We start from the raw sequence: 19368 nt of genomic DNA, 5'->3' as shown, positions 1-19368 counted from the left end.
ATATTCTACTTGAAGCGTTCCAAGTGTTTGTAACAAATAGGGATTTTTTGTGCGGTATCAACGGAAGGGAACACGCCGAAGGTCTTTTTTAGACCTGCCGGCGGGTTCGAAGTGCCCGTCAGCGGCCGCTGTCGGCCTGATTCGCCGCGGGAGCGGTCATTGTTACCGCCTGCGGCATCGCGTCGCTCATGTTGCCGACGATTCGCACTTCGCGTTGCGCGAAAGGAATCGAGATGTCGTGCTCGGAGAATAGACGCCAGATGTTGCGATTGACGGCCGAGCGCACGCCAGAAGTGCCTGTCGCCGCGTCTTCGATCCAGAAGCCCAGCTCGAGATTGATGCCGTCGGAGCCAAAGCTTGCCAGATAAGGCGTAGGCGCCGGCTCCTGCAGCACCCGGGCGACGCCCTGTGCGGCTTGAGCGAGCAACGTCATCGCCTGCTCGACGTCGGAGGAGTAGGCGACCTGCACAGCCACCTTCGCGTAGCCGCGCGTCAGATAGGAGGACTGGTTCTGCACCACGTCCGTGATCAGCTTTTCATTCGGGATCAGCGTTTCGATGCCGTCCAGGCCGCGCACCACCGTATAACGCGTGCGGATCTGCGTGACCATGCCCTGCAGGCCGCTGACATTGATCGTGTCGCCGATGCGCAGCGAGCGGTCGATCAGGATGATGAACCCCGAGACGTAGTTGCTGGCGATCTTCTGCAGCCCGAACCCAAGCCCCACACCCAGCGCGCCGCCGAACACCCCCAGCACGGTAATGTCGATGCCGACCAGCGACAGGCTGATCAGCACCGCCGCCAGCACAAATGCAGCACGCCCGACCCGCGCCACCACCACTTTCAGGTTGGCGTCGAGCGTCTTTGAGCGCATCAGGCGGTCTTCGAACGTGGCGCCGAGCCACATTGCGACGATCATCGTCACGCCCACCCACAGGAGCCCCGTGGTGAGCGAAAGCAGCGTCATGTGTGCATTCGCGACCCTGAAGCGCACGCTGCCCATCCACGCGATCACGTCATCCTGAATGCCCATCACGGTGAGCACCATGCCGATCCAGACGACCAGCGAGACGACTTTCTCGACCAGGAACAGCCACGGATGATTCGCGCCGTCGTGACTGAAGACCCGCCGCGCGAAGAAAAACACGATGTAAATCAAGCCAATACCGAACAGCGGCACCAGCGCCAGATCGAGCAGCGCGGTGTGCATGAACTGGCCGGTGATCGCCTGCGCAAGCCATACGAGCGCCGCCCCGATCAGCGGAAAGAACGCGCGGTTCAGGCTTTCCGCGCCGAAGCGCAGCGTCTGGTACCGCGTCTGACGGCGCAGATCGAGCGTCCGGCGCAACAGGCGCGCGATCAGCCAGGCAATGGCGAGCGTCCCCAGCAGCACGCCGACCTGCCACAGCATGACCGGCTGGCCGAAATCGCGCGCGAGGTCGCCGAACATGTGAGGAAAAATGCGGTTTTGCATGATGTCGCCGAAATCGCCGGCGCGACCGGGTTCAGGAAACGAACCCGGTCGCGCCGGCAGACAAGCTGTTGCGTTTAGCTCTGGCGTTCCAGCACGGCTGCGAAGAAGCCGTCAGTAGCGTGACGGTGCGGCCACAGCGACAGATAGTCGCCCATTTCCAGGTCGATGCGCTGCTCGGCGAGCACGTCGCGCGCCGGCACCAAGGCGAAGTCCGGATGGTCGGCGAGGAACTGCTGGACGACGGCTTCGTTTTCCTCTTCCAGAATCGAGCAGGTTGCGTAGACGAGACGGCCGCCCTTCTTCACCAGACGCGAGGCGCTGGCCAGAATCGACGCCTGCTTCGGCGCCAGTTCGGCGACCGATTCCGGCGACTGGCGCCACTTCAGGTCCGGATTGCGGCGCAGTGTACCCAGGCCGCTGCACGGCGCGTCGACCAGCACGCGGTCAATCTTGCCGGCCAGACGCTTGATCTTCGCGTCGTGTTCGCTGTCGATCAGCACCGGATTCACGTTCGACAGCCCGCTGCGCGCGAGGCGCGGCTTGAGCTTGGCCAAACGCCGCTCGGAGATGTCGAATGCGTACAGACGCCCGGTGGAGCGCATCGCCGCGCCCAGCGCCAGCGTCTTACCACCCGCGCCCGCGCAGAAGTCGACGATCATCTCGCCGCGCTTGGGCGCGACCAGCGAACACAGCAACTGGCTGCCTTCGTCCTGGACTTCGACCCAGCCGTGCTGGAACGCGTCCAGCTTGGTGAGCGGCGGCTTGCCGACCACCCGCACGCCGAACGGCGCGAAAGGCGTTGCGCCGCCTTCGATACCGGCCTTCGACAGTGCGTTCAGCACGTCGTCGCGGCTTGCCTTGATCGGATTCGAGCGCAGGTCCAGCGGCGCCGGGTAGTTCAGCGCGGCGGCCAGTTGCGCCAGTTCCGCGGGCTCGAAACGCTTGGAGAGCGCCTGATAGATCCAGTCGGGCAGATTCAGGCGAATCCGCAGCGGCAGGTTTTCAGGATCGATCTTCGCGACGTGTTCGAGCCAATGCGACTCGGTCTCCGACACGAACGGCTTGAGGGCCGTGCGCCCGGCCGTCTGCATCAGTCCCAGCAAGGCCATACGGCGGGCCGGGCTGCCCGCGCCGCCTTCGGCCAGGTGGGCGAATTCCATCCGGCGGCGCAGCACCGCGAAGACCGCCTCGGCGATCACGCCGCGCTCGCCGTGTCCGAGCTTCGGGTGCGCGCGGAAAAAGCGGCTCGTCGTGGCGTCGGCCGGGCCGTTCAGTTTCAGGACTTCAGCCAGCAAAGTCTCAGTTTGTCCAATCAAAAAACCATGTAATCTCATGCGCCCTCTCCGGCGGTGTGACCGGCAAAGAGCCATTGCGGCTCCGGCGGCGTAAGCGTGACACGCAAGCCGTCGAGAGCAAGACGCCCTTCGACGAACCAGCGCACCGCGCGTGGATAAATAACGTGTTCGGTTGCCAGCACGCGTTCCGCGAGCGTGGCGGGGGTGTCGCCAGCCTCAACGGGGACGGCCGCCTGCGCGACGATCGGCCCGTGATCCAGCTGCGACGTGACAAAATGCACCGACGCGCCGTGCAGCCGCACGCCGGCGTCAAGTGCCTGTTGATGGGTTTTCAGGCCCGGAAAGCTCGGCAGCAGCGACGGGTGCACGTTCAGCATGCGCCCGGCGTAATGGTCGACGAAACCGGCCGTGAGCACCCGCATGAAGCCGGCGAGCACGACGAGATCAGGCGCGAAGCTGTCGATTTCTTTGGCCAGCGCGGCGTCGAAGCTGTCGCGATCCGGAAACTGGCGGTGGTCGACCACCGCCGTGGCAATGCCGTGCGACGCCGCGAACGCAAGGCCCGCGGCGTCAGGACGGTTGGCAATCACGGCGGCGACTTGCGCCGCCCAGCCCTCGTCCGCGCAGGCGCGAATGATAGCTTCCATGTTGCTTCCCCGTCCGGAAATCAGGATGACGAGTTTTTTCATCCGCGGATTTTATCATTCGGGGGACACTGAAACGGCGACGCGCCGCCGTCTCGTGCGCTGAGCGTTTATAATCGTTTGTTTTGCGGCATCTCGGCCGCCCTACCTCAAACCCGCTATCGTGAGAGTCTTCCGCGGTCTTCCCAATGCTGAAAGCCGTGCGCCTTGCGCACTGACCATCGGCAACTTCGACGGTGTCCACCGCGGCCATCAGGCTTTGCTCGCCCATGTCCGGGCCGCAGCCGATGCACGCGGCCTGCCCGTCTGCGTGATGACCTTCGAGCCGCACCCGCGCGAGTTCTTCAATCCGGCTGGCGCGCCGCCGCGAATCGCCATGCTGCGCGACAAGCTCGAGGCGCTGCGCACCAACGGCGTCGACCGGGTCGTGGTCGAGCATTTCAATCACACTTTCGCGAGCCAGTCGCCGGACGCGTTCGTCGAGCGGATCATCGTCAACGGCCTGCATGCGCGCTGGGTGATGATCGGCGACGACTTCCGCTACGGCGCCAAACGCGCAGGCGATTTCGCGTCGCTCAAGACTGCGGGTGAGCAATACGGCTTCGAAGTCGAGCAGATGGCAACCGTGGCGGATCCGTCCGGCGCGCGCATTTCAAGCTCGGGCGTACGCGCCGCGCTGGTGGCGGGCGATCTCGACTCGGCGCGTGCCGCGCTGGGTCGCGATTATCTGATTAGCGGGCACGTGGTGCATGGCATGAAGCTCGGCCGCGACCTCGGTTTCCCCACGCTCAATCTGGCGATCGCCCACAAGCGTCCGGCGCTGTCCGGTATTTTCGTCGTGCGCGTGCATGGTGTCGCGGACGAACCGCTGCCTGGTGTCGCCAGCCTCGGCCTGCGTCCCACCGTCGACGATTCCGGCCGCGTGCTGCTCGAAGTGCACCTGCTCGACTGGCACGGCGACGCATATGGCAAACTCGTGCGCGTCGAATTCCTGAAAAAGCTGCGCGACGAGGAAAAATACGTCGACCTCGAAACGCTGACCGCCGCCATCGCGCGCGACGTCGCCAATGCGCGCGCGTGGTTCGCGGCCGTCGGCGCCGGCACGCCGGGCAGCCGCTCCACCGGCTTCGCCACCTCGGCCACCGACCGAATTAGATAGCCGCCGCGGTACATGCGAGCGCGCCAAGTGCTGCATGTACCCACCGCTGCGCGCATCGAAGGGCGTCCGTGAATCACGCGACATGCCTGCCGGGCGCGCCCCCCGCCCTGCGCTTCATGCGCATACCGCAGCTTCGCTGCGCTTAGAAAGAATTCACCGCGACCTCATCATGAGCAACAAGAAAGCCGATTCGAAACCGCAGTCACGCTACCCGGTCAACCTGCTCGACACGCCGTTCCCGATGCGTGGCGACCTGCCCAAGCGCGAGCCGCAATGGGTCAAGGAATGGCAGGAACGCAAGGTCTACGAGACGATCCGCGCAGCCAGCAAAGGCCGCAAGAAGTTCATCCTGCACGACGGCCCGCCGTATGCGAACGGCGACATCCACCTCGGCCACGCGGTGAACAAGATCCTCAAGGACATGATCGTCAAGGCGCGCAATCTGGCGGGCTTCGACGCGGTCTACGTGCCGGGCTGGGATTGCCACGGCATGCCGATCGAAATCCAGATCGAAAAGCAGTTCGGCAAGTCGCTGCCGGCCGCTGAAGTGATGCAGAAGGCGCGTGCTTACGCGACCGAGCAGATCGAGAAGCAGAAGGTCGGCTTCCGCCGTCTGGGCGTGCTCGGCGACTGGGACAACCCGTACAAGACGATGAACTTCACGAACGAAGCCGGCGAAATCCGCGCGCTCGCGAAGATCATGGAAAAGGGCTACGTGTTCCGCGGTCTGAAGCCGGTCAACTGGTGTTTCGACTGCGGCTCGGCGTTGGCCGAAGCGGAAGTTGAATACAAGGACAAGACCGATCCGACCATCGACGTGCTGTTCAGCTTCGCCGAACCGGAAAAGACCGCGCAGGCCTTCGGCCTGAATGCGCTGCCGCGCAACGAAGGCGGCATCGTGATCTGGACCACCACGCCGTGGACCGTCCCTGCCAACCAGGCGCTGAACCTGCATCCGGAAATCGTCTACGCGCTGGTCGATACGCCGCGCGGCTTGCTGATCCTCGCCGAAGAACGCGTTGAAGCGTGCCTGAAACTGTACGGACTGGAAGGGTCGATCGTCGCGACCACGCCGGGCGAGAAGCTGGTCAATCTGCGCTTCAATCATCCGCTCGCATCCGCGCATCCGGCCTACAAGCGCACGGCGCCCGTTTATCTCGGCGACTACGTGACAACCGAAACGGGTACAGGTGTAGTCCATTCGTCGCCGGCATACGGCGTGGAAGACTTCGTGTCCTGCAAGGCGCACGGCATGGCCGATTCGGACATCATCAACCCGGTGATGGGCGACGGCCGTTACATCGAATCGCTCGCGCTGTTCGGCGGCCTGTCGATCTGGGCGGCCAACCCGCAGATCGTCGAAGCCCTGCAGGCAGCCGGCTCACTGTTGCGCACCGAGAAGTACACGCACAGCTACATGCACTGCTGGCGCCACAAGACGCCGATCATCTACCGTGCAACCTCGCAATGGTTCGCCGGCATGGACGTGAAGCCGAACGACACCGACAAGACGCTGCGCGAAACCGCGCTCGAAGGCATCGAGAACACCGCATTCTATCCGTCGTGGGGCAAGCAGCGCCTGTTCAGCATGATCGCGAATCGCCCGGACTGGACGCTGTCGCGTCAGCGTCAATGGGGCGTGCCGATGGCGTTCTTCGTGCACAAGGAAACCGGCGAGCTGCATCCGCGCACGCTGGAGTTGCTCGAAGAAGTCGCGCAACGCGTCGAGCAGGCCGGCATCGAGGCGTGGCAAACGCTCGACCCGCGCGAACTGCTCGGCGACGACGCCAACATGTACGAAAAGAACCGCGACACGCTCGACGTCTGGTTCGATTCGGGCACCACGCATTGGCACGTGCTGCGCGGCTCGCATAAAGACGAGCTGCAATTCCCGGCTGACCTGTACCTGGAAGGCTCGGACCAGCACCGCGGCTGGTTCCATTCGTCGCTGCTGACCGCTTCGATGCTCGACGGCCGCCCGCCGTACAACGCGTTGCTCACGCACGGCTTCACCGTCGACGGCGAAGGCCGCAAGATGAGCAAGTCGCTCGGCAACGGTATCGACCCGCATGAAGTGGCGAACCGCCTCGGCGCGGAAATCATCCGTTTGTGGATCGCGTCGACCGATTACTCGGGCGAACTGGCAATCTCTGAGGAGATCCTGAAGCGCGTGACGGAAGGCTATCGCCGCATCCGCAACACGCTGCGCTTCCTGCTCGCGAACCTGTCGGACTTCGACTTCGCGCAACACGCGCGTCCGGTCGAAGACTGGCTCGAGATCGATCGTTACGCAGTGGCGCTGTCGGCGAATCTGCAAAACGACATCCTCTCGCACTACGAGAAATACGAGTTCCACCCGGTGGTCGCCAAACTGCAGACGTTCTGCTCGGAAGACCTGGGCGGCTTCTATCTGGACGTGCTGAAAGACCGCCTTTACACCACGGCGGTTGACTCCGTCGCGCGCCGTTCGGCTCAGACCGCGCTGTATCACATCGCACACGGTCTGCTGCGCTTGATGGCCCCGTTCCTGTCGTTCACCGCCGAAGAAGCGTGGAAGATCTTCTCGCCGAACAGCGAAACGATTTTCACCGAGACCTATCACGCGTTCCCGCCGGTACCGGAAGCGGGCGACCTGCTCGACAAATGGACGCTGCTGCGCGCCGCGCGCAGTGACGTGACCAAGGCACTGGAAGAAGCGCGTGTGGCGAACCTGATCGGCTCCTCGCTGCAGGCGGAAGTCGAAATCCGCGCGAGCGGCGCGCGTTACGACGCGCTCGCGAGCCTCGCCGACGACCTGAAGTTCGTGCTGATCACGTCAGCGGCGAATGTTGTGAAGGTCGACAGCGAAGCGGAAGAAGGCGTCGAAGTGATCGCCTCGAAGTATCTGAAGTGCGAACGCTGCTGGCACTACCGCGCGGACGTCGGCGCCAACGCCGAGCACCCCAATCTGTGCGGCCGCTGCTTCAGCAATCTGTTCGGCAACGGAGAAACGAGGAGCGCGGCATAATGGCAAGAACCATGTCGAAAACGTCGGCCGGAAACAGTTCGCTGGCGCCTTGGCTCGGCGTCGCGCTGATCGTGATTCTGTTCGATCAGCTCACCAAGATCGCGATCCAGAAAGTGTTCGCCTACGGTGTTCCGCATGAGGTCGCGCCGTTTTTCAACCTGATCCTTGTGTACAACCGTGGCGCCGCCTTCAGCTTCCTCGCGATGGCGGGCGGTTGGCAGCGCTGGGCGTTCACCGCGCTCGGCGTGGTCGCGGCACTCGTGATCTGCTATCTGCTCAAGCGTCATGGCGGACAGAAGATGTTCTGCACGGCGCTCTCGCTGATTCTCGGCGGCGCGCTCGGCAACGTGATCGACCGGCTCGCGTACGGTCATGTGATCGACTTTCTCGATTTCCACGTGCGCAGCTGGCACTGGCCGGCGTTCAATCTCGCCGACAGCGCGATCACGATCGGCGCGATCCTGCTCGTGCTCGACGAATTGCGGCGCGTGCGGAGTACGCGCTAACGCGGCTTACCTGCGCCCGCGCTGGTCTGTTTATCAGGGCCGCGCCTCGGCCGTGCTTGGCGACGATGTTCAGGGGTCACGTTTGCGGGGCACGCCTCGCGGCTATGTTTAAAGGCCGCGCTCGGTCGTCACGAACATGGCCGAGGGTATGTCCGGTTTAAAGGCCGGCGGCGGTGCATAGTGCCACCACCGGCCACCACGCTTTGTCGGAGGCTTTTGTTGGCAACCGCAGAACTCGCAGGAAAACACCTCGTCCTCGGCATGACGGGCGGCATTGCCTGCTACAAGATCGCCGAACTCACGCGTCTCTTGACCAAGGCCGGCGCGACCGTGCAGGTCGTCATGACCGAAGCGGCCACGCAGTTCATCACCCCCGTTACGATGCAGGCGCTATCCGGCCGGCCGGTCTACACGAGCCAGTGGGACGCTCGCGTGCCGAACAACATGGCGCACATCGATCTGTCACGTGAAGCCGACGCGATCGTCATTGCGCCCGCCTCGACCGACTTCCTCGCCAAACTCGCGCACGGCATGGCCGACGATCTGCTCTCGACGCTTTGTGTCGCGCGTGATTGTCCGCTGCTCGTCGTGCCCGCGATGAACCGGCAGATGTGGCAGAACCCGGCCACCCAACGCAACGTCACGCAGCTGCGCGCGGACGGCATTGAAGTGCTCGGCCCCGATTCGGGTCCGCAAGCGTGCGGCGAAACCGGCGACGGGCGGATGTTGGAAGCGGCCGCCACGTTTGAGGCGATCGCCTCGTTCTTCTCGCCCAAGATCCTGTCCGGCCGTCGCGTGTTGCTGACCGCCGGCCCGACTTTCGAGCCGCTCGATCCGGTGCGTGGCATCACCAATCGTTCGAGCGGCAAGATGGGCTTTGCGTTGGCACGCGCCGCGCAACAAGCGGGCGCCGAGGTGCATCTGGTCGCCGGCCCCGTCGCGCTGGAAACGCCGTGGGGCGTGTTCCGCGAAGACGTGCAAACCGCGCAGCAAATGCACGACGCGGTGATGCGCTCGGTCGCGAACGCCGACATCTTTATCGGCGTGGCTGCGGTGGCCGACTGGCGCGTCGATCATGCCAGCGAACAGAAGATCAAGAAGACCGCCGACCGCGCGCTGCCCACCTTCACGTTCGTCGAGAATCCGGACATTCTGGCGTCGGTAGCGAAGTTGCCCCATCCGCCATTCACCGTCGGGTTCGCAGCCGAAAGTGGCGACCTTGAAGTGCATGGCGAAGAAAAACGCGTGCGCAAGAACGTACCGCTGCTGATCGGTAATCTCGGCCCGCTGACCTTTGGCCTCGACGACAACGAAGTGATCCTTTTTGAAGCAGCCGGCGCCACCAGGCTGCCGCGCGCCGACAAGCAGACGCTCGCGCGCGCATTGATCGCAGAAATTGCGAAGCGTCTGCCCGACACAAGTCTGATCCGCTGAAACCGCACAAGGCGGCGCACGCTGAACGCGCCGCCAGCCGCTCTGGCGCACCGAATTATCTGGAGCAGTACCGCAATGACGCTACTTTCCGTGCTCGATCAAACGCCCGTGATCGACGGGCACTCAGTGGCGGACGCAATCGCCGCCACCGTCGAACTCGCGCAACTTGCCGACGACCTCGGCTATACACGCTACTGGTGCGCTGAACACCACGGCCTGCGCGGTGTCTCGAACCCCTGCCCCGAGGTGATGCTCGCACGCCTCGGCAGCGTGACCCAGCGCATCCGCCTCGGTTCAGGTGGCGTGATGCTGCCGTACTACAGCCCCTTCAAGGTCGCCGAGCAATTCATGATGCTCGAGGCGCTGTTTCCGAACCGTATCGATCTGGGCGTGGGACGCGCGCCAGGCGGCGACATGCACACAGCGCAAGCGGTCGCCGCCGGCGCCTACAACCGCGGCGACATTTTCCCGCAGCAAGTTGCCGATCTGGTGGGTTTGATGCACGGTACGTTGCCCGAAGATCACCTTGCGCATGGGGTGTTGCTGCAACCGCAGATCGCTACGCGGCCGCAACTGTGGATGCTCGGCTCAAGTGAATTCGGTGGCCTGCTGGCGGCACAACTCGGTATCCGCTTTGCGTTCGCGCATTTCATCAACGCGCATTTTGGGCATCAGGTGGCGCATGCCTATCGCGAGCGCTTCAAAGCCAGCCCGGAAACGCAACAACCCTATCTGGCCGCCGCCGTATTCGTGATCTGCGCGGACACCGAGCAGGAAGCCGCCGATCTGGAAAAGGCCGTCGACCTGCGTCGCGTGCAAATGGCCTACGGCCTGAACGAGCCGATCCCAACCGTCGAACAAGGCATCGCGCAGGAGTACGGCGAGCGCGAGCGGCTGGTGATCGACCGCGAGAAGCCCCGCAGTATCATTGGCACGCCGGAAACCGTCACTGAGCGGCTGCATGCCTTGCAGGAGCAGTTCCAGGCCGACGAACTGATCGTGCTCACCGTAGCGGGCAGCTACCGCGCCCGGCTGCGCTCCTATGAACTTCTCGCCGACGCATTCCAACTCGGTTTGAATGCCACGCCCCAACCTCAAAAACCTTAGAACCTGCATGAAACTCGACCTGAAGATTCTCGATGCGCGCATGCGCGACCAACTCCCGGCCTACGCAACCACCGGCAGCGCGGGCCTCGACCTGCGCGCCTGCCTCGACGAACCGTTGACGCTGAAACCCGGCGAAACCGCGCTGGTGCCGACGGGTCTGGCGATTCACGTCGCCGATCCGGGTTATGCCGCGTTGATTCTGCCGCGTTCGGGTCTGGGCCATAAGCACGGGATCGTGCTGGGCAATCTGGTTGGCCTGATCGATTCGGATTATCAAGGTCAACTGATGATCTCAACGTGGAACCGCGGCGCGACCACGTTCGTGCTGAATCCAATGGAGCGCCTCGCGCAACTCGTGATCGTGCCGGTGGTCCAGGCCGAGTTCAATATCGTCGAAGATTTTGAAACCAGCGAGCGTGGTGCGGGTGGGTTCGGCAGCACCGGCAAGCACTAAGACACCGATAAGCGTTGAAGCGTCGCTTGCTTCTAATAAGCGCTTTGTACAACGCAAAAAGCAGAACGGCGCGGGGTTCAACCCGCGCCGTTCTGCTTTCAGATGAGACTGAAACGTTACCCGACTGACTTACTCGACCTCAACCGCTTCCGGATTCGGATTGCGCGGCGCCGGATGCTCGTCGAAGGTCAACTGCACCTTGTCTTCCGCATCCACGTCGACCGTCACGCGGCCACCGTTCATCAGCTTGCCGAACAGCAACTCGTCGGCCAGCGCACGACGGATCGTGTCCTGGATCAGACGCTGCATCGGCCGCGCGCCCATCAACGGATCGAAACCGTGCTTGGCGAGATGCTTGCGCAGCGCGTCGGTAAAGAGCGCATCGACCTTCTTCTCGTGCAACTGATCTTCCAGCTGCATCAGGAATTTGTCGACCACACGCATGATGATTTCCTCATCGAGCGAGCGGAAGCTGATCGTTGCGTCCAGACGGTTACGGAACTCCGGCGTGAACATGCGCTTGATGTCGACCATCTCGTCGCCGGTTTCCCGGCGATTCGTGAAGCCGATCACCGACTTGCCCATTGCCTCGGCGCCCGCGTTCGTCGTCATGATGATGATGACGTTGCGGAAATCCGCCTTGCGGCCGTTGTTATCCGTCAGCGTGCCGTGGTCCATCACCTGCAGCAGCACGTTGTAGATGTCCGGATGCGCCTTCTCGATTTCGTCGAGCAGCAGCACGCAATGCGGCTTCTTCGTGACGGCTTCGGTCAGCAAACCGCCCTGATCGAAACCGACATAGCCCGGCGGCGCACCGATCAGACGGCTCACCGCATGACGCTCCATGTATTCCGACATGTCGAAGCGGATCAGTTCGATCCCCAGCGTGAACGCCAGTTGCTTCGCCACTTCCGTCTTGCCGACACCCGTGGGGCCGGAGAACAGGAACGCGCCGATTGGCTTGTCCAGCTTGCCGAGGCCAGCCCGCGCCATCTTGATCGAGGCCGACAGTGCGTCGATGGCCGGGTCTTGCCCGAACACCACGCTCTTCAGATCGCGATCCAGCGTTTGCAGCTTGCTGCGATCGTCTTGCGACACGCTTTGCGGCGGGACACGAGCGATCTTCGAGATGATTTCTTCGATCTCGTTCTTGCCAATGGTCTTCTTCTGCTTCGACTTCGGCAAGATGCGTTGCGCCGCGCCGGCTTCGTCGATCACGTCGATCGCCTTGTCCGGCAGATGACGATCCGTGATGAAGCGTGCCGACAATTCAGCCGCCGCCGACAATGCACCCGACGAATACTTCACGCCGTGATGCTCTTCGAAGCGCGACTTCAGGCCGCGCAGGATCGCCACCGTCTGTTCGACGGTCGGCTCGGTCACGTCGACCTTCTGGAACCGGCGCGACAAAGCCGCGTCTTTTTCGAAGATGCCGCGATATTCCGTGAACGTGGTTGCGCCGATGCACTTGAGCGTGCCCGACGACAACGCCGGCTTCAGCAGATTCGATGCATCCAGCGTACCGCCCGACGCAGCGCCCGCGCCGATCAGCGTATGAATTTCGTCGATGAACAGGATCGCGTGCGGACGTTCCTTCAATTCCTTGAGGACCGTCTTCAGGCGTTGTTCGAAGTCGCCGCGATACTTGGTGCCGGCGAGCAGCGCGCCCATATCGAGCGAATACACCTGCGCATCCGCCAGAATATCCGGCACTTCGCCGCGCGTAATGCGCCAGGCGAGCCCTTCGGCGATCGCCGTCTTGCCGACACCGGCCTCACCGACCAGTAGCGGATTGTTTTTGCGCCTGCGGCACAGCACCTGCACCACGCGCTCGACTTCCGACTCGCGCCCGATCAGCGGATCGATGCGGCCGTCTTTCGCCATCTGGTTCAGGTTCTGCGTGAACTGGGCGAGCGGCGTTTCCTTCTGCGCGGCGGCTTCGTCGGACTCGGCATTCGCGTCGCTCGCTTTCGCGGCGTCGGGGCTGCTGGTCTTGGCGATGCCATGCGAGATGAAATTCACCACATCCAGACGCGTCACGCCCTGCTGCTGCAGGTAGTACACCGCATGCGAATCCTTCTCGCCGAAGATCGCAACCAGCACGTTCGCGCCGGTCACTTCCTTCTTGCCATTCGAGGTGGATTGCACATGCATGATCGCGCGCTGGATCACACGCTGGAAACCCAGCGTGGGCTGCGTGTCGACGTCGTCCGTGCCAGGCACGGTTGGCGTGTTGTCATGAATGAAGTTGCGCAGGTTCTGGCGCAGATCCTCGATATTGGCCGCGCATGCACGCAACACCTCCGCCGCTGTTGGATTGTCCAACAGTGCCAGCAAAAGATGTTCGACCGTGATGAACTCGTGCCGCGCCTGGCGTGCTTCCATGAACGCCATGTGCAGGCTGACTTCCAGTTCCTGGGCAATCATGCTTCCTCCATCACACACTGCAGCGGATGCCCGGCCTGCCGTGCGTGGGTAACGACTTGCTCGACTTTGGTCGACGCGATGTCCCGCGTATAGACCCCACAAACTCCCCTGCCCTCGCGATGCACCTTCAACATAACCTGTGTTGCGGTTTCACGATCTTTATTGAAATATTCCTGCACGATCATCACGACAAATTCCATTGGCGTGAAGTCGTCATTCAGCAGCACCACCTTGTACATGGACGGCGGCTTGAGCTTCTTCTCCTGCCGCTCCAGTACGGTGCTGTCCTGCTTGTCCGGGATAATCGCCATACACCCATTCTAAACAACTAGGACAGGCCCGCAATCCTGTCAAAACCCGGCCGACCGGCCGGTGAGCCCGTTCGCTACCGCCTGCTGGGTGATAACCCCCAAAGCGTTGCGTCATTCGACGAGCCGATTGCGGAGCCGGCCCCTATCCTGTGATGCATCGCGGCCGTGTTGCGCCGCAGTCGGATCGAGTATCGCACAACCTGCCAGTGCTGGCTGAAGGCGCTCGCCCGGCCAGCGGGCAGTGCGCGACCCGCAGAACAGCATGTGAGTCGATTATGCGACTTTTCAAGACAGCCCGCTTGGGCAACCGCACATAACGAAATAAAAGCGGGAAAAACCCTGGAAAACGCCTGTTTGCAACGCGACAACGGCATCTCAAAATTTTCTTGACACTCGAATAAAGAGCCTCAACAATCAAGCTGGCACTTTTTTCACTGAGCCATAATTCGAAAAAATGCCGATGGTGAGCTTGTGAGGAGGGAGCGGCTGCATCGCGCGGTCGTCGAGCTTTTCGAGGGCTCGTGGTAGTGACATGAGTTACAGGGGAAGTTGGAATGGCAACTGGTACGGTCAAATGGTTCAATGACGCAAAAGGTTTCGGATTCATCACGCCTGACGAAGGTGGTGAGGATCTGTTTGCACACTTCTCGGCCATCCAGATGAATGGGTTCAAGACCCTCAAGGAAGGTCAAAAAGTAACCTTCGAGGTCGTGCAAGGCCCGAAAGGCAAACAGGCATCGAACATCCAGGCACCTGCCTGAAACGGTTCGTTACCCGTCCTTTGAAACCCGGCTTCGTGCCGGGTTTCTTTTTTGGCCGATAGGGCAAATCCCAAATAACGGTCGCCCGACAACCTTTCGACGCGCTTTCGCGTTGCCGTCGACTAGCCGGCGCCACGCTCCAGCCTGCCGCGCTGCATAGCGAGACTGCGCCCCAAATCGCCCTCGAACACGGCGACGCCCTGGTGGCGGAAATTCGACCGTACGTCCACGGCGGGGGTAATGCCGATGCGCTCGATGAGACGACAGAACGCATAGTCTTCCGAAAGGTACATCCGCGTGTCAGGATCGATCATGGTGTCGAAGAACGCATACAGGAATGCCGCCGGCGTACCTTCGTCGAGCTCCGGACGGCCCGCAAGTTTCGACCGGCAGTGGAGCTCAGGGAAGCGCTCCATCAGCGCAAGAAAGACCTCTCGCTTGATCAGCATGAATCCGGTCGGCGCATAGAGCACGTCGAGAAAGCCATCGGCGTCCGGCTCCAGTGCGTCATCGCTGCGCGCCACGGCGGGATACATTGCATAGCGCGCACGGAAATCGGCTTTGGTCGAACCGGCAGGCAACCCCTGCTCGAGACCCGCCGCGGGCCAGCCGTCAATTTTCAGCGGGTAGACACCGGCCACCACAGGACGGTCCGCCTGCAACAGGCGAACCACATCCGCGCCTTTGAAGCCGATATCGCCGTCGATCCACATCAGATGCGTGAAACGGGCGTCGGCGAGAAATTCCGCCACCATGGTGTTGCGCGCGCGAGTGATCAGACTGTCGAAGCTGTTGAAGCTGACCTGCATGCCGAAGCCACGTTGAGCCGCCTCGTCGTAGAGATCGAGAAGTCCGAGCGTGTAGTCCGTCGTCACGACGGCGCCATAGCTGGGGGTGGCGACATACACATTGGCAACGGTATCTTTATGAGTCATCGTTTGGTCACTCGCAGGCAGGGAACTTGGATTTGAGTAGTCAGGCGGGATGCCGCGCCTCGTCGTCCGGCAGGACGCGATTTTTCGACGGGCGTAACGTACCTGACACTGCGCGGCGAACGCCTCAATATCGGTCCGAAGCGAGGACGCGAAATTTCTCCAACAAAGGTCAGATATTTGACCGAGGACGTCGGGAATTTGCAGTTGGCATGCATGCGGTTTGGACACACCAAACGAAAAACCCCGGCCACCTCACGGTGCCGGGGTTTTAAATTCGAGCTGGAGAAGCCAGCGCGAATCGCTTACAGGTTTTCGATCAACACCTGACCAAAGCCCGAACAGGACACTTGCGTGGCGCCTTCCATCAAGCGCGCGAAGTCATACGTGACCCGCTTTTGCAGAATCGACTTTTCCATCGACTTGATGATCAGGTCGGCCGCTTCAGTCCAGCCCATGTGACGCAGCATCATCTCAGCCGAGAGAATTTCCGAACCCGGGTTCACGTAGTCTTTGCCAGCGTACTTCGGCGCAGTGCCGTGCGTAGCTTCGAACATGGCGACCGAATCCGACATGTTCGCGCCCGGCGCAATCCCGATACCGCCGACTTGCGCGGCCAGCGCGTCCGAAATATAGTCGCCGTTCAGATTCAGCGTAGCGATCACGTCATATTCGGCCGGACGCAGCAGGATCTGCTGAAGGAACGCATCCGCGATCACGTCTTTCAGCACAATGTCACCACCCGTTTTCGGGTTCTTGATCTTCATCCACGGACCGCCGTCGATCAACTCCGCGGCGAATTCCTTCTGCGCCAGCGCATAACCGTAGTCGCGGAATGCGCCTTCCGTGAATTTCATGATGTTGCCCTTGTGCACGAGCGTGACCGAGCGGCGATCGTTGTCGATCGCATACTGGATCGCCTTGCGCACCAGGCGCTCCGTGCCTTCGCGCGACACCGGCTTGATACCGATCCCCGAAGTTTCCGGGAAGCGGATCTTCTTCACGCCCATTTCTTCGCGCAGGAACTTGATGACCTTTTTGGCCTGTTCCGATTCAGCAGGCCATTCGATGCCGGCGTAAATGTCTTCCGAGTTCTCACGGAAGATCACCATGTCGATCTTTTGCGGCTCGCGCACCGGCGAAGGCACACCCTTGAAATACTGCACAGGACGCAGGCAAACATACAGATCGAGTTCCTGACGCAGCGCGACGTTGAGCGACCGGATACCACCGCCGACCGGCGTGGTAAGCGGACCCTTGATCGAGACGACGTATTCCTTCAGCACCTGCAGCGTTTCTTCCGGCAGCCACACGTCCGGGCCATACACCTTGGTCGACTTCTCACCGGCGTAGATTTCCATCCAGTGGATTTTCCTTTTGCCGGCGTAGGCTTTTTCCACTGCGGCATCCACCACTTTCAACATCACCGGCGTGATGTCAAGGCCCGTTCCGTCGCCTTCGATATACGGAATGATCGGCTGGTCGGAAACGTTGAGCGAGAAATCTGCGTTGACAGTGATCTTGTCACCGCCGGTCGGAACCTTGATGTGCTGATACGGCATGATCGGACTCCAGTGAATGCTGTGCTGAAAGCTGATGGGAGACTGCGGAAACTGGGTGCTCCTCGCTGCGCGCAATGCCGGACGCCCGCAAGCGGCCTGGTCGTCTATTCTAGCCCACGCCGACGCAGTCCCGAGCCCGTAGCGGCTTGGGGTTTTCCAACATTGTCGGAAATCAAAATCAGAAAGCCGATTATTCTTATGTCTTATATAAGACATAAGACTTGCAGCAGCTCATTATGCATTATTATTCCGCCATTTACTACCGGCCCAGCGCCTCTGCCGGCCTGCGTGGCACGTCCCCGCCGCAGCCGGCGCCGCTCGGCCTTCATCGATTCCCATATGCGACTTCTCGCCCTGAACAAACCGTTCGGCACCATCTGTCAGTTTTCGCCGCACGAAACGCGGGCGTCGCTGGCCGACTGGGTGAAAGTGCCCGGCGTCTATCCGGCGGGCCGGCTCGACTCCGATAGCGAAGGGCTGCTACTCCTCACTGACGACGGCGCGCTGCAAGCGCGCATCGCCGAGCCACGCCACAAACTCGTCAAGCGTTATTGGGCGCAAGTGGAAGGCGCGGTCGACGATGCCGCGTTGAAGAAGCTCGCGCGCGGCGTCGATCTCGGCGATTACGTGACGCGGCCGTGCCGCGCCGAATACGTGGAGCCGACCGACTCGCTATGGGCCCGCACGCCACCGATCCGCTATCGCGCCGCGATTCCGACCACGTGGATCGAATTGTCCATCACCGAAGGCAAGAACCGTCAGGTGCGCCGCATGACCGCTGCGGTAGGTTTTCCGACGTTGCGGCTCGTGCGCGCCGGTATCGGCGCACTCGATATTTTTTCGCTCGGACTACAGCCGGGAGAGTGTGTTGAATTGCCGCTGAAGGCGCCATGGGAAGGCATCGTCTGAACGCGTTTGCCTGCGCGCCATGTCTGCATCGAACCAACATCAACCCTGCATTTTGACCCGTAGCGAAAAAGCTAACTCGTTGTATCCGCAAACAAATTAGCGCGTGAAACCAACATGAAAAACCCGTGAAACAATTGCGTTCACGATCACTGCGCAGCCATTCATTTGCGTCAGCAGATCGGCATATAAATTTTCCACAAAAAACACGTCAACCGGTGCGCGAGCTCACGCGTTATTCGACGCAGATGCCGACCAAAGCTATCCGGCATTCAGCCTTAAGGGCCTTTGCACAAGCCGCTCTCGCGGTGAGTACGGGGAGTCTGAGCGCTAAGCAGACGCGTCGAAAAAATGTCGATGCGGCTGTCAACCGAAAGGTGGATGGCACGTTTACCGACATGACTCTACATATAACCGGGTCATTTGGTTAATTAACTCAAGCTGAGGATTTACAAAATGAACAAACTGATCGCCGCTCTGGTCGCTGGCCTCTTCGCAACGGCAGCATTCGCACAAGCTTCGGCACCGGTGGCAGCATCGGCAGCTCCGGCTGCAGCAGCTTCGTCGGCAAAGAAGACCACGAAGAAGGCAGCACACAAGAAGTCGCACAAGAAGGCAGCAGCAGCTGCTGCAGCTTCGGGCGCTTCGGAGTAAGTTTGTTGTAAAAACGCAGTCAAGAACTAGCTTCATTGCCGTTCTTACGGCGTTGAAAGGCAGGTCACCGAAAGGCGATCTGCCTTTTTGTTTTTGACGCGCTCGCGTAACATTCGCGGGTTAATTTCCAGCAAGGAGTCATGCCGTGCGATTTCCCATGCGCTCGTTGATTGCGCGTTTCGCTGTTGCCGTTGCACTGCCGCTCGCCGCGATGTCGTTCGTCGCGACTAACGCTGCCCCCGCTCATGCGCAAGACATGCCGGCCGGCGCGAAGCAGCCCGGCGACTTTCCGCGCGCGAAGCTGACCGCGGGCATGTTCGTGATCGACGCAGCCGTCGCCGCTAATGATGCGGACCGCGAACAAGGCCTGATGTATCGCACGACCCTCGCGCCGAATGAAGGCATGTTGTTCGTCTTCAATGAAACCGCCGTACATTGCTTCTGGATGAAGAACACCTTGATCCCGCTGTCGATCGCATTCATGCGCGCCGACGGCACGGTCACCGACATCGACGAAATGCAGGCCGAGACCACCAACAATCACTGCCCGAAGAACAACGGCGTATATGCGTTGGAAATGAGCAAGGGCTGGTTCTCGTCGAAAGGCATCAAACCTGGGATGAAAATCCAGGGGTTGCCGGCCGCGCAATAAAAGCGCGCCGTCACGGCGATATCCCGCCGCTTCTTCAGCGGCCGCTTTTCGAAAAAAAGCCGGTGCCTTTCACGGGGCGCCGG

At 61.5% G+C, this 19368-nt stretch carries 17 protein-coding genes; 10 read left to right on the top strand and 7 right to left on the bottom strand.

Translation table 11 applies throughout. The features are described from left to right. Window positions 1-118: 118 nt before the first annotated feature. The 3 genes from HHL24_RS30700 to purN form a co-directional block, all read right to left on the bottom strand. Entirely contained in the window at window positions 119-1474 is a 1356-nt protein-coding gene (locus HHL24_RS30700) for a mechanosensitive ion channel family protein (protein ID WP_169489084.1), read from the bottom strand. Window positions 1475-1548: 74 nt separating this feature from the next. Beyond that, window positions 1549-2808: an RsmB/NOP family class I SAM-dependent RNA methyltransferase gene (locus tag HHL24_RS30695; RefSeq protein WP_169489083.1), complete on the bottom strand. Its 1260-nt coding sequence runs from the start codon at window positions 2806-2808 to the stop codon at window positions 1549-1551. Then, on the bottom strand, window positions 2805-3458 hold the full coding sequence (gene purN, locus HHL24_RS30690; protein WP_169489082.1) for a phosphoribosylglycinamide formyltransferase: 654 nt from the start codon (window positions 3456-3458) through the stop codon (window positions 2805-2807). Before purN ends, HHL24_RS30695 begins: the two co-directional genes overlap by 4 nt. A gap of 118 nt (window positions 3459-3576) precedes the next feature. On the opposite strand from purN, the gene HHL24_RS30685 reads away from it, so the two are divergent. From HHL24_RS30685 to dut, 6 genes are all read left to right on the top strand, one after another. Next, complete coding sequence (locus HHL24_RS30685) at window positions 3577-4572, top strand: bifunctional riboflavin kinase/FAD synthetase (RefSeq protein WP_169489081.1); 996 nt, start codon at window positions 3577-3579, stop codon at window positions 4570-4572. A 169-nt stretch (window positions 4573-4741) separates the two neighbouring features. Continuing rightward, window positions 4742-7579 carry an isoleucine--tRNA ligase gene (gene ileS, locus HHL24_RS30680; RefSeq protein ID WP_169489080.1) on the top strand — a complete coding sequence of 946 codons (2838 nt, stop codon included), beginning with the start codon at window positions 4742-4744 and terminating at the stop codon, window positions 7577-7579. Next, window positions 7579-8085, top strand: coding sequence for a signal peptidase II (gene lspA, locus HHL24_RS30675; protein ID WP_169489079.1), 507 nt, complete (start codon window positions 7579-7581; stop codon window positions 8083-8085). The genes ileS and lspA overlap by 1 nt, the downstream gene beginning before the upstream one ends. A 219-nt stretch (window positions 8086-8304) precedes the next feature. Then, window positions 8305-9519, top strand: coding sequence for a bifunctional phosphopantothenoylcysteine decarboxylase/phosphopantothenate--cysteine ligase CoaBC (gene coaBC, locus HHL24_RS30670; protein WP_169489078.1), 1215 nt, complete (start codon window positions 8305-8307; stop codon window positions 9517-9519). A gap of 75 nt (window positions 9520-9594) precedes the next feature. Then, the gene (locus tag HHL24_RS30665) at window positions 9595-10626 is read left to right on the top strand and encodes an LLM class flavin-dependent oxidoreductase (protein WP_169489077.1); all 1032 of its coding nucleotides are present in this window, start codon (window positions 9595-9597) and stop codon (window positions 10624-10626) included. Between the two features lie 7 nt (window positions 10627-10633). Continuing rightward, window positions 10634-11080, top strand: a complete 447-nt coding sequence (gene dut / locus HHL24_RS30660; protein ID WP_169489076.1) for a dUTP diphosphatase — start codon at window positions 10634-10636, stop codon at window positions 11078-11080. Between the two features lie 129 nt (window positions 11081-11209). Here dut and clpA read toward each other — a convergent pair whose 3' ends face one another. Both clpA and clpS read right to left on the bottom strand, forming a co-directional pair. Beyond that, the gene (gene clpA / locus HHL24_RS30655; RefSeq protein ID WP_169489075.1) at window positions 11210-13507 is read right to left on the bottom strand and encodes an ATP-dependent Clp protease ATP-binding subunit ClpA; all 2298 of its coding nucleotides are present in this window, start codon (window positions 13505-13507) and stop codon (window positions 11210-11212) included. After that, on the bottom strand, window positions 13504-13818 hold the full coding sequence (gene clpS, locus HHL24_RS30650; RefSeq protein ID WP_028197902.1) for an ATP-dependent Clp protease adapter ClpS: 315 nt from the start codon (window positions 13816-13818) through the stop codon (window positions 13504-13506). Before clpS ends, clpA begins: the two co-directional genes overlap by 4 nt. Before the next feature lie 554 nt (window positions 13819-14372). Here clpS and HHL24_RS30645 point away from each other — a divergent pair. After that, window positions 14373-14579: a cold-shock protein gene (locus HHL24_RS30645; protein ID WP_007180614.1), complete on the top strand. Its 207-nt coding sequence runs from the start codon at window positions 14373-14375 to the stop codon at window positions 14577-14579. A 122-nt stretch (window positions 14580-14701) separates the two neighbouring features. Here HHL24_RS30645 and HHL24_RS30640 read toward each other — a convergent pair whose 3' ends face one another. Beyond that, entirely contained in the window at window positions 14702-15514 is an 813-nt protein-coding gene (locus tag HHL24_RS30640; RefSeq protein ID WP_169489074.1) for a hypothetical protein, read from the bottom strand. Between the two features lie 302 nt (window positions 15515-15816). Next, a complete protein-coding gene (gene icd / locus HHL24_RS30635) occupies window positions 15817-17073 on the bottom strand; it encodes an NADP-dependent isocitrate dehydrogenase (RefSeq protein ID WP_169489073.1) in 1257 nt (418 codons plus the stop codon). 339 nt (window positions 17074-17412) lie between these two features. Between icd and HHL24_RS30630 the strand changes: the two genes are divergently transcribed. The 3 genes from HHL24_RS30630 (at window position 17413) to HHL24_RS30620 (ending at window position 19285) form a co-directional block, all read left to right on the top strand. After that, on the top strand, window positions 17413-17982 hold the full coding sequence (locus tag HHL24_RS30630) for a pseudouridine synthase (RefSeq protein WP_169489072.1): 570 nt from the start codon (window positions 17413-17415) through the stop codon (window positions 17980-17982). Between the two features lie 453 nt (window positions 17983-18435). Further along, entirely contained in the window at window positions 18436-18633 is a 198-nt protein-coding gene (locus HHL24_RS30625) for a hypothetical protein (protein ID WP_074282411.1), read from the top strand. 145 nt (window positions 18634-18778) lie between these two features. Next, on the top strand, window positions 18779-19285 hold the full coding sequence (locus tag HHL24_RS30620; protein ID WP_169489071.1) for a DUF192 domain-containing protein: 507 nt from the start codon (window positions 18779-18781) through the stop codon (window positions 19283-19285). The last annotated feature ends 83 nt before the right edge of the window (window positions 19286-19368 follow it).

Origin of the sequence: Paraburkholderia polaris (assembly GCF_012927345.1) — a bacterium.
In the GTDB taxonomy this organism is placed as follows: domain Bacteria; phylum Pseudomonadota; class Gammaproteobacteria; order Burkholderiales; family Burkholderiaceae; genus Paraburkholderia; species Paraburkholderia polaris.
The sequence above is the reverse complement of the archived record's forward strand: the minus strand, read 5'-3'. Positions and strand labels throughout refer to the sequence as shown.

Excerpts from the sequence above, each read along its gene's own strand:
- HHL24_RS30700 (WP_169489084.1), bottom strand. The coding sequence starts at position 1,474 with ATGCAAAACCGCATTTTTCCTCACATGTTCGGCGACCTCGCGCGCGAT.
- HHL24_RS30695 (WP_169489083.1), bottom strand. The coding sequence starts at position 2,808 with ATGAGATTACATGGTTTTTTGATTGGACAAACTGAGACTTTGCTGGCT.
- purN (WP_169489082.1), bottom strand. The coding sequence starts at position 3,458 with ATGAAAAAACTCGTCATCCTGATTTCCGGACGGGGAAGCAACATGGAA.
- ileS (WP_169489080.1), top strand. The coding sequence starts at position 4,742 with ATGAGCAACAAGAAAGCCGATTCGAAACCGCAGTCACGCTACCCGGTC.
- lspA (WP_169489079.1), top strand. The coding sequence starts at position 7,579 with ATGGCAAGAACCATGTCGAAAACGTCGGCCGGAAACAGTTCGCTGGCG.
- HHL24_RS30665 (WP_169489077.1), top strand. The coding sequence starts at position 9,595 with ATGACGCTACTTTCCGTGCTCGATCAAACGCCCGTGATCGACGGGCAC.
- dut (WP_169489076.1), top strand. The coding sequence starts at position 10,634 with ATGAAACTCGACCTGAAGATTCTCGATGCGCGCATGCGCGACCAACTC.
- clpA (WP_169489075.1), bottom strand. The coding sequence starts at position 13,507 with ATGATTGCCCAGGAACTGGAAGTCAGCCTGCACATGGCGTTCATGGAA.
- clpS (WP_028197902.1), bottom strand. The coding sequence starts at position 13,818 with ATGGCGATTATCCCGGACAAGCAGGACAGCACCGTACTGGAGCGGCAG.
- HHL24_RS30645 (WP_007180614.1), top strand. The coding sequence starts at position 14,373 with ATGGCAACTGGTACGGTCAAATGGTTCAATGACGCAAAAGGTTTCGGA.
- HHL24_RS30640 (WP_169489074.1), bottom strand. The coding sequence starts at position 15,514 with ATGACTCATAAAGATACCGTTGCCAATGTGTATGTCGCCACCCCCAGC.
- icd (WP_169489073.1), bottom strand. The coding sequence starts at position 17,073 with ATGCCGTATCAGCACATCAAGGTTCCGACCGGCGGTGACAAGATCACT.
- HHL24_RS30630 (WP_169489072.1), top strand. The coding sequence starts at position 17,413 with ATGCGACTTCTCGCCCTGAACAAACCGTTCGGCACCATCTGTCAGTTT.
- HHL24_RS30625 (WP_074282411.1), top strand. The coding sequence starts at position 18,436 with ATGAACAAACTGATCGCCGCTCTGGTCGCTGGCCTCTTCGCAACGGCA.